The sequence below is a fragment of the Afipia dichlorophenoxyacetatis genome, from assembly GCF_055386385.1.
The window spans coordinates 2858276-2870737 of sequence record NZ_AP029250.1 but is presented as its reverse complement, the minus strand read 5'-3'; the positions used below and the strand labels follow the sequence as shown (position 1 = coordinate 2870737).

Here is a 12462-nt window from a genome sequence, read left to right as displayed (position 1 = left end):
GGTTACGTCTGAGCGAGCTGACTTTCTTTGGCAACGCGCTCGAAAGCTTCCGTGGAGCTTTTGATCCGGTACTGGCAATCATCACCATCCGTCGGCAGGAGGCGAATAACCTCATACATACCGCTTGCGGCTGGTCGTGCCACATTGCTTGCCGTGAAATAGACAGTCTCTCCAACGCCGTATTTGTGCTTCAACACCTGCTCCATCACGCGATAACGCGCATTTGGTGGCCTGCCGTGTCCCCGGCGTTGGCCGTTTGAACGCCCGGCAGGCGTATAGCACGCGGGATCGGCTTTTGGCCAGACAAATCGCTCCACCAAACCGGCAAATTTCTTCATATTTCCCAATGCGATAGATCGATTTTTGCGGGCTGCGCCGGGGGCAAAGCAGGGTCCAGCCGGGTGCAATCCGCAAGTTCCAGGTTTCGGGCGTTCTCCGAGCAAAGTCAGGGACTTGGGTAAGAGTTGTTATGCCGTGTGCGGCAACGTGCCGGCCGGGCTCGCCTGGTCCACCGCGTTCGGCAGAACCTGCGCGAGAACCGTCGAAAGCTGGTCCACTGGGATGCCAAAACGTCCGGCCAGTTGTTTGACCGTATCACTGCCGAGAACCTCTTGCAGCTGCTGGGCACTGATTGGCAGGTTCTGGCCCGTTCCGACCCAGGATTTGACCTGCTCTCCGAAGCCGGCCTGCTCAAGCTTGGCGACAATCGTCGACAATCCACCCTGCCCGCCATTGCCAAGCACTTCGCTCAAGACAACCGGAATGACGGCAGCCTCAATCTCGCCAGCCGCTTTCGAAGCCATCATGCTGGTCAACGTATCAAGAATTCCCATGTGCAGTCCCCGGATCGAAATTCGATATCGCTAGTGTGGTGGTTCAGAAGTTCGGTCCGGGTCAAGCGAACGGCTAAGCAAATTTCCGCGAGCAGCTATTCGACCTCAAACCTTTCAATGACGAGCGTTTCGGCAAGGCCCGCCTCGGTCCACTCCTTGAAAGCAGTATTGGCCTGCATGGTGTTCATGTATTCGCGAACCGGAGGTGTCACTTCTATGGCGTAGGTATGAAAGCGATGAACCACCGGCGCGTACATCGCGTCAGCCCCGCTGAACGCTCCAAAGAGATACGGTCCCTCGCCCGTATGACGCTCGCGGCAATCCGTCCAGAGTTGCTGGATACGCGTAATATTGGCCTTCGCATCGTCCGAAAGCGGCTTCGCACCAATCTGCCGGTGAAGATTCATCCCGCATTCGTTGCGCAGCGCCATGAAGCCGGAATGCATTTCCGCCGAGACGGACCGCGCATGCGCACGGCTGGCGCGATCCTGCGGCCAGATATGCGCGTCAGGAAACCGCTCGGCGAGATATTCAATGATGGCGAGCGAGTCCCAGACCGTGATGTCGCCGTCGATCAGTGCTGGCACTTTGCCGGATTGCGTAAAGCCCAAGATGCGGCGCTTGTCGGCGTCGCCCGTGTAAAGCGGAACGAGAATTTCGTTGAACGGAATACCGAAGGCTTTCAACGCCATCCACGGCCGCATCGACCAAGACGAATAATTCTTGTTGCCAATCACGAGCGTCAAAGCCATCGATCAAAACTCCGTTTGTGGGAACATGTTGACATGGCGAGCCGCGCCCGTGCAACCAGCGTTGCCGCGCCGATGACCGCGTGGCAGCATCGGCGACAAAGCCCTCTAAGGATTTCCATCGTGAACCTGTTCACCCTCCCCGACATCTTCGCGATCGGTTTCTTCGTTCTTTGCTGGGCGGTGTACGCGATCACCCTCGAGCGCATGCCCCATGGCCGCGATAGTCTCAATGCACGCATGAACATCTATCGCGAGGTCTGGATGCGGCGGATGCTCGACCGCGAGGTCCGCATGGTCGATACACAAATCATGGGCTCGCTGCAGAACGGCACGGCGTTCTTTGCCTCCACAAGTCTGTTCGCGATCGGTGGCGGATTGACCTTGCTGCGCTCGACCGACCAGGCCATGTCGGTTCTGACGACCTTGCCGTTCGGCCTTCGCAGTTCTGAGGCCCTGTGGGAATTGAAGTCGGTCGGGCTGATCCTGATTTTCGTCTACGCGTTCTTTAAGTTCGCCTGGGCATATCGCCTGTTCAACTACGTCGCGATCCTGCTCGGCGCCACGCCTCCATCGGACAGAAAAGACACACCGGAAGCGCAGGCGCATGTCATGCGCACGACGCGGCTGTTCCAGTCCGCAGGCCGCCACTTCAACCGCGGCCAGCGCGCGTTCTTTTTCGCACTCGGATATCTCGGCTGGTTTATCAGTCCGTGGGTGCTGTTCGCGACGACACTGGCGGTGGTCATCGTCATATGGCGCAGACAGTTCGACTCTGACTCCTATCGCGCCATGGCACGGTAACATGGCGCGATAACGGAAGTTTCCTTGCCGCGCCGTCGTGAATGCGTCATGGCATGGGCATGAACGCCTCCGATTCGAATTCGCCCGAGACCAAATCGCTCGACGACGCCATTCTGGATGTGCTGGCACGTCCCGGCGTCAAAACCCTCAGCGCGCCGGAAATCGCCAACGCCATTGCAATCGATGGCGATTGGCACGACCTGCTGGTTCCGATCCGTAGCACGGCCGTCACTCTCGCCCAGGCCGGACGCCTCGTAATTTATCGCAAAGGAAAACCGGTCGATCCGACGGATTTTCGCGGCGTGTATCGGCTCGGTCTGCCCCGGCACGATTGATCGCGATCAATCGCGCTTACAGCCCTCTCCAGCGTTGGTATCCTTGCATCCGGTTGTCACACGCGGACCGGGAAACAGTTCGCTGCTGAGCCCCGCCAGCCAGTAACCGATCAACCCGGTCCATTCGTGGATCGCGGAGTCAGCGCGGGCCAAACCTCCGCTCATTTTGTCAGGCGGGTCGAATGCTTCGGTCCATCCCTGCGAGCGCCAGTCCACCGGATAGGCTTCGACCTCAAAACCGACTTTGCGGAATGATCCGATCGATCGCGGCATATGAAACGCGGATGTCACGAGCAGCCAGCGCTCGCCTGGCTTCGGTGACACCAGCCGCTTGGTAAATTCCGCATTCTCGGCTGTGGTCCTGGATTCACTCTCCAGGATGATCCGGTCCTTCGCCACTCCGAAATCTTCCAGCAGTTGTCCTGCGATGGGTGCTTCGGGCACGGAGCGCGCAATCAGGTTTCCGCTTCCGCCGGTGAAAACGATACGTGCGGACGGATATTGCCGCGCCAGTTCCAGCATCGCCAGGATGCGCTCGGCGGATTGGTCCACTTCAAGCGAGCTGCGCGCGACTGTCGCCTCGGCATTGATGGCGCCGCCAAGCACAATAATGCCATCAGGGGCGCGGCCATCCGGCTTCCATGCCGGAAAGCGCTCCGTTAATGGCAGCACCAGCCAGTTCGATGCCGGCGACAATCCGAGCAGCAGATACAGGCTGAGGCCGACCGCGAGAAGCCATGTCGCTGTCCGCCGGAATGGCGTCATGATCAGCAGCGCTAGACCGAGCACGGAGATCACCATCAGCGCGTTCGATGGCAGCGCGAAGAAATTCACAATTTTGGAGAGAATAAAAATCATGAGCTCCGCAAGCCTGCATGCTCGATCAGCGGCACCGGATCAATCCCATTTCGGCGCAAAGCCGTAATCGACGATGCGGCCTTCTCGCGTACCCATGGTGGAGATTTCATCCATCTCCTCATCAGTCAGTTCGAAGTCGAAGATGTTGATGTTTTCGGACAGCCGCTCGATGCGCGACGTGCGCGGGATCGCAACGACATTCTGCTGGATCAGCCAGCGCAAGGTGACCTGCGCGGGAGTCTTGCGATAGAAACCGCCGATGCGATTGAGCGCTTCGGAATTCTTCACCCGGCCCTTCGCGATCGGACTATAGGCAACCAGCGCCATCCCATTCGATGCGCAGGCGGCAAGAACCTTCGACTGGTCGAGATACGGATGATACTCGACCTGATCACAGACCAGCGGCTCGGACGAAATCGCAACAGCCTGCTCGATCAGCGCGACCGTAAAGTTCGAGACACCGATGTTGCGGGCGAGACCGAGCTTCTTGGCTTGCGCAAGCCCACTGAGCGTCTCTTCCAGCGGCACTTGAGGATTAGGCCAGTGCAGCAGCAGCAGATCGACCTCGGTCATCCGCAGCCGCGCCAAGCTCTCCTTGGTCGAACGCAAAAGATCATTGGGGGCGAAATGTGTCGTCCAGACTTTCGTCGTGACGAAAACGTCCGAACGGCTGACGCCGGACGCACGGACGCCCTCACCCACTTCGCGTTCATTGTCGTACATCTGCGCGGTATCGATATGGCGATAGCCAAGACGAAGCGCCTGCTCAACGACCCGCGCGCAGGTCCGTCCGCTCAACTCCCACGTGCCAAGTCCAATCGCAGGAATGCGCGCGCCATTTGCTTCAACGAATTCCATCATGGGTCCTGTGGCGGAATTAAACCGGGAGAGTCACCCTGGCATCATGACCTGCGTAAAGGACATTGCCAAGCAACCCTCCGATGTTCGAAACGGCGACCATTTAGCCTCGGCGCGGCGCAAGAGCCTCGAACACAGTGTCAGGCGCATGGGCAATGACTGCCAGCAACGCCCGTGCCGGTCCGCGCGGCGAACGCTTGCCTTGCTCCCAGTTTCTGATCGTTTCGAGCGGGACACTGAGGCGCGCTGCGAACTCGGCTTGGGTCAGCTTTGCCCGGAGGCGCAAATCGCGCACCGGCGGCGTTGCCGACATCTCTTCCGGAATCGCGATGCCAGTATCCGGCACCAACGGTGCCTCACGTCCGTCGATCAGTTGAACGATCCGGCCGTCCGCCTTCAAACGCAATCGCTGCATGGTCATCTCCCCAGTCCGTAAGGGTCGACGACACGTGGTAAATGAAGACTTAAGAAAGCGCGGCGAATTGTCCGGAGAATTCAAAATTCTCCGGACAACGCTAGCCTACTTATCGCATGCGCGCGTAAGCGCTGCGGAAAGCGTGATGATGACGCCGGCCGCCTCCATGGGCGAAGCGCAGGCCCATCTCCCGTCCCCCTGCATCGTCGTAGGAGATGTGGATGTGCTGCACGCGCCCGGCATCCGTCGAGTAACCACCGGTCCAGCCCTTCAGTTCTGCGTAGATGCAGCCATACGGGCCGCGAACGTCGACGGCCTTGCCTTGCGCGTGAAGCGACATGCGCCGGGAGCCTGCGATGCGGGTGTGGCGAATACCCGAAATCGCATGAGTGCCGGGGCAAGCAGCTTCGATCGAGGCGAGCTTCGCCGCGAGCGGTGAGACAAGCCCTGAGACCGAGACGCCGGTTTCGGTGGTATCGGATTCACGAGCGCGCCGCGTTGACCGCGCAACTGAAGTTTCAGAGCCCGGAGTCTCAGAGCCGGAAGTCTGCATCTCAACGCCTGACGTGAGTGATGCGTGTCGTATTTTAGGTTGAGCTTCGGTTCCGAGACCGACGCCAATGCACGGCATTGTAATATTGCATTCCGGAGAAATAGCTGGTGCGCGCGTGCGGGCTTCCGCAACAGAACAAAGCACACACGTCGCCACTACGGCGCAAAATATTCGTCCCAATTTTTGTACTCCAAGTGAAAAATCAGCTGGATGTCTCAGCACGTCAGTGCGTGCATGCATCGCGGAGGCTGAAAGTCAGGATCGTCGGGAAAAGCGCATCGACGAACCGGCGAGAGCCCTGTTCCACAGGAGGGAACGGGCCGCAATGCGACGAAAATGTGACGATTTTTAGAGTTAATTGTAACGATGCCGCTCTACAACCGAGCGGGCCTCGCTATTTAAGGCCGAACCACAGCGTCGCAATGCCAAGGAATGCAAAGAAGCCGACGACGTCCGTGACCGTCGTGACAAAGGTGCCCGAAGCAACAGCAGGATCGGCTTTCAACCGCTCGAGCGCCATCGGAATGAGAATGCCGCCGAGCGCACCGGCAACGAGATTACACATCATGGCGAGCCCAATGACGATGCCGAGGCCGGGAATCTGGAACCACGCGGCGGCAGCGACACCTGTAATTACAGCGAAGGCCAATCCATTGACGAAGCCAACAAGGCCCTCACGCATGATCACCCGCCATGCGTTACTCGCGCCGAGTTCACGCGTCGCGAGTGCGCGAACGGCGACCGTCATGGTCTGGGTCGCAGCATTGCCGCCCTGGCTCGCCACGATCGGCGCGAGCACAGCGAGCGCGACCATCTTCTCGAGCTGACCTTCGAATAGTCCAAGGACAGCGGACGCAAGAAACGCGGTCGCGAGATTTACCAACAGCCAGTTGAAGCGGCTCTTGGCGGTCGTCCACACGGAGTCCGAGAGTTCTTCGTCGCGGCCGACACCGCCCAACGCCTTGATGTCTTCTTCGGCCTCTTCCTCGATGACGTCCACCACGTCGTCGATGGTAATCACGCCGACGAGGCGGTCATGGGTATCCACCACCGGTGCTGCGACAAGGTTGTACTTGCCGAACATGCGCGCGACTTCGGCCTGATCTTCGAGCACCGATACGCGCCGTCGGTCTTCGTCGATCAGCTTGGTGACCGGCACCGGCCGGTGCGCCCGCAACAGCGCATCAAGCGGCACCGCGCCGAGCAGATGCTGTGCGTAGTCCACCACGTAGATTTCGTAGAAGCGATCCGGCAGATCCGACGTATCACGCATGTATTCGATCGCCTGCAGCGCCGTCCAATCCGGCGGAACGGAGATGAACTCCGTCTGCATCCGGCGACCCGCGGAATTGTCCGGATATTTGAGGCTGCGCTCCAGCGTGACGCGCTCGGACAGCGGCAGCTTTTCGAGGATCTCCTCCTGGTCCTCTTCGTCGAGGTCCTGAAGCAGTTCGACGGCGTCGTCGGATTCCAGTTCACGGACACCTTCCGCGACCGTTTCCGGCTCAAGCTCTTCAAGGATTTCTTCGCGAACGGTGTCATCGACTTCGTTCAATGCCGAGAAGTCGAAGTCCGTGCTGGTCAATTCCACCAGCCGCGGCCGCAGGTCCGGCTCCAGCGCCTCGATCAGGTTGCCAAGGTCGGCCTCGTGAAGCTCGCCGACGATCTTGCAGAGGAAGTCGGCATCGCCGCGCTGAACCGCATCCGCAATCATCCCGACAAAACGGGGGCGGATTTCTCCATCCTCATCCCGCATCGGATACCGGTCGAGCACGGAATCGTGAACCGTGTGCTCTAACTCGGCGAGGTCTTGATCGTCGGCCATGCCGGGGCCTCGCGGGGTTGAAGAAGATTTACTGATTTGCTGTGCTTATCAGGCATTACCCAATCGACTGTGCAGAACGCAATGCTAAATGTGCGATGCGCGCAAACAGCGCCCGGAAAACTCACGATGCTCCCACTGAAGTCTGTGCTGCTGGCGCTCGTTGTCTGCACAACTGCGGCCCACGCTGCCGAATGCCCCCGAAAAGATGCTCTCGGCACCTCGCGTGTGCTGGCCGTGGACCCGCAGACCACGCCTCGCGTGGGTCTCAAGAGCTTCCCGCAGACGTTGCCGCTCGCCGACAAGGAAGTGGTGCTCACGTTTGACGACGGCCCCTTCCCGCCGACCACATCGAAGGTGCTCACAGCCCTTGCCGCCGAATGCGTGCAGGCCACGTTTTTCCTGATCGGCAAGAGCGCCGAGGCCAATCCGGTCATGGTCCGGAGGATCGCCGCCGAGGGCCATAGCATCGGCCATCACACATGGTCGCACCGGATTCTCGACCGGATCAGCGAGCGTGAAGCGATCGAGGAAATCGACCGCGGCTTTGCCGCGGACGAGACGGCTCTTCACGGCAAGGTGAGCAGCACTCTCTCGACACCTTTCTTCCGCTTCCCCGGCTTTGCCTCGACGCCCGCGCTGCTGGCAAACCTTCAATCACGCGGAATTGCAGTGTTCGGAGCGGATCTATGGGCCAGCGACTGGAATCCCATGACGCCCGAGCAGCAGCTCAAATTGCTCACCGAACGCCTCGATAACGCAGGCGGGGGCATCATCCTGCTCCACGACACCAAGGTCCAGACCGCCAAGATGCTCCCGGCATTCCTGCAATACCTGAAGCGCAACGACTACAAGGTCGTCCACATTGTGGCCACACAGACGGCCAAAAGCCCTGTGACCACCGGTAGTTCCTTACGCAATTAAGCCGCTATTCATAGGCATGGCGATAAAAACGATGGCCTCTTGCCACGATGGTTTTCCTCTGATGAACCGAAGATCAACGCTAAAACAATCCTCTCTCCTTCTGCTGGGTTGTTTGATCGCATCCGCCTGCCTCGACCCCGCGCGGGCACAGGCACCGGCTGCCGATTGTCCCGGCCACCCGGATGCGCTCGGCACGTCGCGCACCATCGTGGTCGACCCGACAGAGCACACCCGTATCGGGACCATGCAGTACAACGAGACGCTGCCGCTGAACGATCACGAGGTCGTTCTGACCTTCGATGACGGCCCGCTCCCGGCTCACACCAATCCGATCCTCGACATCCTGGCCGCACAGTGCATCAAAGCGACGTTCTTCATGGTGGGCCGCATGGCCCAGGTTTATCCGCAAGACGTCCGCCGCGTTTACGATGCCGGACACTCCATCGGCACCCACAGCCAGAACCATCCCCTTCACTTCGGTGACCTGCCGCCGGACCGCATGAGTTCGGAAATCGAGGACGCGATTACCAACGTCGGCAACGCTCTCGGCGATCCGGCGAAGATCTCACCGTTCTTCCGAGTCCCCGGCTTGCGGCGCGGTAACGCGGTCGAGGCCTACCTCGGCAAGCGCGGCATCATGACGTGGAGTGCGGATTTCCCCGCCGATGACTGGCGGCACATCACCTCGGCACAAGTCGTCCACTATGCGCTGTCGCGGCTGGAAGCCAAAGGCAAAGGCATTCTGTTGCTGCACGACATTCAGGCGAGAACCCAGGCTGCGCTACCAGTGATCCTGCGCGAGTTGAAGACGCGCGGCTACCGCATTGTCCATGTGGTCGCGGCAACGCCGGCGCAGCCCAAGACCGCCACCGATCCCGCGCAATGGGTGCCGCACTGGATCCACGGCGCAGTCGCGAATGCAAAGACTTCTGCACCTGCGGCCAAATTCGTCTTCGGTGAAACCGAAAACCCGGTAAGCGGATCACGCTCAGCCCGATCCGTCTGGCTGGCGCAACGGCCACGACGTCCGCGCGCATCTGCGGTTGCGGTGTTGATGCCCGCGAAAGGTCCCTTCCAGATCAATCGGGAAATCGGAGCCATGCGCCGGCCTGGTCCAGCGCCGAAAAATGCGGCGCATACACCATTGCCCGGCAGCTGGCCGGTCACCGCCGGGGACATGACCTTCCGTCCTGGTCCGGTCAAAACAGGCGCCCGCACGGACATACCGTCTGGCCAGTTGCGATAACGGCGGCTCGCAACGCGAACGGCACGCAAGGACGCTTGGGATCAAGCCCTCGCGTCATCGGAATTCGCTTGGCGAAATCGATTACGCGCCCCTACACTAGTATGGCGGTTCAGAAGTCCGCGTGATTTGTGCGGCGAGTCTGGAATGCGGACTTCTGAACCAAAGCCATACTAGATCAAATAACTCGCTAGTGTCCTTCGATTCCGAAGTTCGCAAACGAAGGCGCCGCGCAATGATGCGAACTTCGGAATCGAGACACTAGTTCAGATTATCTCTTTTCAGTCTGAATGAGGGGCAGTGAAATGAGGTTGTTGGTCGGCACGGCGGCAATAGTGACGGCACTTACCGTCGGCACATTCGCTCAGGTGAAGCAGGCTTCAGCAGAACAAGCGACGCTACGGATCGAAAGTCCAGACAAGGCGAGCACCACCGACATCAGCGCGCGGCATCGTCGCTACCACCGGCACTATGGCCATCGCTATTACCGCACTGCGACGCTGCCTTACGACGGCTATCGTCCTTATCCGCCTCCACCGCCTTGCTATCACTACTGCGACAGAGACATGAATCTGCTGCCGTACTTTGGCCGTGGCTGGTAAGTCGTGATGCATGCGCTGCGGGCAGCGATATGCTTGATGTTCGTGCTTAGCGCGAGCGATGCATTCGCCGTGACGGCTGACGTCGCGAAGACGTGCAACGCCCTTCTCGCAAAGAAATTTCCGCCGCGCGTGGTTGGCAATCCGGCGGCAGGCAGCGCGCAAGGCACGGGCGCCGCCCAGCGGGATTATTTCAAGAAGTGCGTCGAGAGCGGCGGCAAGATCGAGGACGGCGACACAAAGCCCACCAGCGATACGAAGCCCAAATAGCAAGTCATGCCCACATCCGCGGCAATACCCCCGAAGACGGCATGAACCTATTGGGGGCGGATGATCAGACGTTAAAGTGCCAGAGCAATAATACAGCGGCTGATACGATCGCCAAGCCGATCGCCCATCCTGTGCCATAGGCACCTTCATCGTCGGTTATCGGGTCGCGCGTATGAAGCCAGTGGTCAGCCATTGCAGCCTCCAAACAAGCCTTGCCTGACCAGAAACACAGTCTCGCCGCAAAAGTTCCAGGAGTTTATCGGGAACGGCATATGGTCGCCGGCGCGACACTCGTCATTGGGTGGAAGCCCGGCCTGCCTAGCCGCGACCGAACCGCAACATCATTGCGGTCGCCCGTAGGAAGCCGGCGAGCGCCCTGGCTGCAGCGCGAAATGTGCCGGGCTCTTCGCACAACTGCACGTACCGCAGGAGCAACTCGCCCGCCGCGGCAACGCAAACTCGATCCGTTCAGCAATCCTTTTGCCTTATGGAGCGATGGAGATCCGTTTGCTAGCTTGAAACGGGGAGGCAGCTGAATTCGTCCTGACTCAGGATCTTGAGCTCAAGGAGACGAAATGCCAATTGTACAAGAGATCCCTTCCCATCCGCACGCACACGACCATCCGACTGGCTGGCGTCGCTACGTTCTGTCAACCAATCACAAGGACATCGGCACGATGTATTTCGTGTTTGCGATGTGCGCGGGGTTGATCGGCGGGATCCTCTCGGTGGCGATCCGGGCCGAGCTGCAGGAACCCGGCCTGCAGATCTTTACGAACAATCATACCTACAACGTCTTCGTGACCAGCCACGGCCTGATCATGATCTTCTTCACGCTCATGCCGGCGATGATGGGCGGCTTCGGCAACTGGATGCTGCCGCTGATGATCGGTGCACCGGACATGGCCTTCCCACGCATGAACAACGTCTCGTTCTGGCTGCTGACGGCGTCATTTGCGTTGCTCATCCTCTCGGCATTTGTCGAGGGAGAGCCGGGCTCGCCGGGATCTGGGACCGGCTGGACACTCTACCCACCTCTATCGACATCCGGGCACCCTGGCCCGTCGGTCGACTTCGTCATCCTGTCGCTCCACCTGGCCGGCGCGTCTTCGATACTCGGCGCAATCAATTTCATCACCACGATCTTCAACATGCGCGCCCCTGGCATGACGATGCACAAGATGCCCCTGTTCGCGTGGTCGGTGCTGGTGACAGCATTTCTCTTGTTGTTGTCGCTGCCCGTGCTCGCCGGTGGAATTACGATGCTGCTCACCGATCGAAATTTCGGAACGACATTCTTCGCTCCGGAAGGTGGCGGCGACCCGGTGCTGTATCAGCACCTCTTCTGGTTCTTCGGTCACCCTGAAGTCTACATCATGATATTGCCGGGCTTCGGCATGATCAGTCAGATCGTGTCGACCTTCTCCCGCAAGCCGGTGTTCGGCTATCTCGGCATGGCTTATGCGATCGTTGCGATCGGGTTCATCGGCTTCGTCGTCTGGGCGCACCACATGTACACCGTTGGCATGAGCGCCGACGCCCAAGCCTACTTTGTTGCAGCCAGCATGGTGATTGCGATACCGACCGGCGTGAAGATCTTTTCCTGGATCGCCACGATGTGGGGTGGTTCGGTGACGTTCGAACCGCCTATGCTGTGGGCGATCGGGTTCATCTTCGTGTTCACGATCGGCGGTGTCACCGGCGTCGTGCTGGCCAATGCGGGAATGGACCGCGTCGTGCAGGACACCTATTACGTCGTCGCACATTTCCACTATGTGCTGTCGCTCGGCGCTGTCTTCTCGATCTTTGCCGGCTGGTACTACTGGTTTCCGAAATTCACGGGTTACATGTATTCCGCGCCCCTGGCCAAGCTGCACTTCTGGCTAACCTTTATCGGCGTCAACCTTGCATTCTTTCCGATGCATTTCCTCGGTCTGTCGGGAATGCCGCGCCGCATTGTGGATTATCCTGATGCGTTCGCAGGGTTTAATCTGGTTTCTTCGATCGGCTCATATATTTCCGCCGCGGGTCTCGTCGTTTTCTTTTGGGGGCTCGTTTACGCCTTTGTCCGCAAATCAAGGGCTGCAGGCAATCCATGGGGCCCAGGTGAGACGACGCTCGAATGGACGCTGCCTTCGCCGCCGCCATTTCATCAATTCGAGGTTCTCCCTCGGATTCGGTAATCCAGCGAGCGAGACC

16 protein-coding genes are annotated in these 12462 nt (G+C 59.5%); 7 read left to right on the top strand and 9 right to left on the bottom strand.

Annotated elements, in window-relative coordinates; genetic code table 11:
* Window positions 1-2: 2 nt before the first annotated feature.
* The 3 genes from ACZ5C3_RS13540 to ACZ5C3_RS13530 form a co-directional block, all read right to left on the bottom strand.
* Window positions 3-206: a hypothetical protein gene (locus tag ACZ5C3_RS13540; RefSeq protein ID WP_464038334.1), complete on the bottom strand. Its 204-nt coding sequence runs from the start codon at window positions 204-206 to the stop codon at window positions 3-5.
* 261 nt (window positions 207-467) lie between these two features.
* Window positions 468-833: a YidB family protein gene (locus tag ACZ5C3_RS13535; RefSeq protein ID WP_464038150.1), complete on the bottom strand. Its 366-nt coding sequence runs from the start codon at window positions 831-833 to the stop codon at window positions 468-470.
* 95 nt (window positions 834-928) lie between these two features.
* Window positions 929-1585, bottom strand: a complete 657-nt coding sequence (locus ACZ5C3_RS13530) for a glutathione S-transferase family protein (protein WP_464038149.1) — start codon at window positions 1583-1585, stop codon at window positions 929-931.
* A 126-nt stretch (window positions 1586-1711) separates the two neighbouring features.
* Between ACZ5C3_RS13530 and ACZ5C3_RS13525 the strand changes: the two genes are divergently transcribed.
* Window positions 1712-2386 carry a DUF599 domain-containing protein gene (locus ACZ5C3_RS13525; protein ID WP_464044785.1) on the top strand — a complete coding sequence of 225 codons (675 nt, stop codon included), beginning with the start codon at window positions 1712-1714 and terminating at the stop codon, window positions 2384-2386.
* A gap of 59 nt (window positions 2387-2445) precedes the next feature.
* Window positions 2446-2721, top strand: a complete 276-nt coding sequence (locus ACZ5C3_RS13520; protein ID WP_464038148.1) for a DUF3253 domain-containing protein — start codon at window positions 2446-2448, stop codon at window positions 2719-2721.
* 6 nt (window positions 2722-2727) lie between these two features.
* Here the strand turns inward: ACZ5C3_RS13520 and ACZ5C3_RS13515 are convergent, their stop codons facing one another.
* The 5 genes from ACZ5C3_RS13515 to mgtE all read right to left on the bottom strand — a co-directional run bounded on the left by ACZ5C3_RS13515 (window position 2728) and on the right by mgtE (window position 7230).
* The gene (locus ACZ5C3_RS13515; RefSeq protein ID WP_464038147.1) at window positions 2728-3579 is read right to left on the bottom strand and encodes a YdcF family protein; all 852 of its coding nucleotides are present in this window, start codon (window positions 3577-3579) and stop codon (window positions 2728-2730) included.
* A gap of 39 nt (window positions 3580-3618) precedes the next feature.
* Window positions 3619-4437: an aldo/keto reductase gene (locus ACZ5C3_RS13510; RefSeq protein ID WP_464038146.1), complete on the bottom strand. Its 819-nt coding sequence runs from the start codon at window positions 4435-4437 to the stop codon at window positions 3619-3621.
* Between the two features lie 103 nt (window positions 4438-4540).
* On the bottom strand, window positions 4541-4852 hold the full coding sequence (locus tag ACZ5C3_RS13505; RefSeq protein WP_464038145.1) for a helix-turn-helix domain-containing protein: 312 nt from the start codon (window positions 4850-4852) through the stop codon (window positions 4541-4543).
* Window positions 4853-4961: 109 nt separating this feature from the next.
* Window positions 4962-5405 carry a hypothetical protein gene (locus ACZ5C3_RS13500; RefSeq protein WP_464038144.1) on the bottom strand — a complete coding sequence of 148 codons (444 nt, stop codon included), beginning with the start codon at window positions 5403-5405 and terminating at the stop codon, window positions 4962-4964.
* Window positions 5406-5799: 394 nt separating this feature from the next.
* Entirely contained in the window at window positions 5800-7230 is a 1431-nt protein-coding gene (gene mgtE, locus ACZ5C3_RS13495; RefSeq protein ID WP_464038143.1) for a magnesium transporter, read from the bottom strand.
* 126 nt (window positions 7231-7356) lie between these two features.
* Here mgtE and ACZ5C3_RS13490 point away from each other — a divergent pair, with 126 nt between their 5' ends.
* The 4 genes from ACZ5C3_RS13490 (at window position 7357) to ACZ5C3_RS13475 (ending at window position 10263) form a co-directional block, all read left to right on the top strand.
* Window positions 7357-8151 carry a polysaccharide deacetylase family protein gene (locus ACZ5C3_RS13490; RefSeq protein WP_464038142.1) on the top strand — a complete coding sequence of 265 codons (795 nt, stop codon included), beginning with the start codon at window positions 7357-7359 and terminating at the stop codon, window positions 8149-8151.
* A gap of 61 nt (window positions 8152-8212) precedes the next feature.
* Window positions 8213-9397 carry a polysaccharide deacetylase family protein gene (locus tag ACZ5C3_RS13485; protein WP_464038141.1) on the top strand — a complete coding sequence of 395 codons (1185 nt, stop codon included), beginning with the start codon at window positions 8213-8215 and terminating at the stop codon, window positions 9395-9397.
* Between the two features lie 302 nt (window positions 9398-9699).
* Window positions 9700-9996: a hypothetical protein gene (locus ACZ5C3_RS13480; RefSeq protein ID WP_464038140.1), complete on the top strand. Its 297-nt coding sequence runs from the start codon at window positions 9700-9702 to the stop codon at window positions 9994-9996.
* Window positions 9997-10032: 36 nt separating this feature from the next.
* Window positions 10033-10263: a hypothetical protein gene (locus tag ACZ5C3_RS13475; protein ID WP_464038139.1), complete on the top strand. Its 231-nt coding sequence runs from the start codon at window positions 10033-10035 to the stop codon at window positions 10261-10263.
* A 64-nt stretch (window positions 10264-10327) separates the two neighbouring features.
* On the opposite strand, the gene ACZ5C3_RS13470 is transcribed toward ACZ5C3_RS13475, so the two are convergent.
* Entirely contained in the window at window positions 10328-10456 is a 129-nt protein-coding gene (locus tag ACZ5C3_RS13470) for a hypothetical protein (protein ID WP_464038138.1), read from the bottom strand.
* A 382-nt stretch (window positions 10457-10838) separates the two neighbouring features.
* Between ACZ5C3_RS13470 and ctaD the strand changes: the two genes are divergently transcribed.
* Window positions 10839-12446: a cytochrome c oxidase subunit I gene (gene ctaD / locus ACZ5C3_RS13465; RefSeq protein ID WP_464038137.1), complete on the top strand. Its 1608-nt coding sequence runs from the start codon at window positions 10839-10841 to the stop codon at window positions 12444-12446.
* Window positions 12447-12462: the final 16 nt, after the last annotated feature.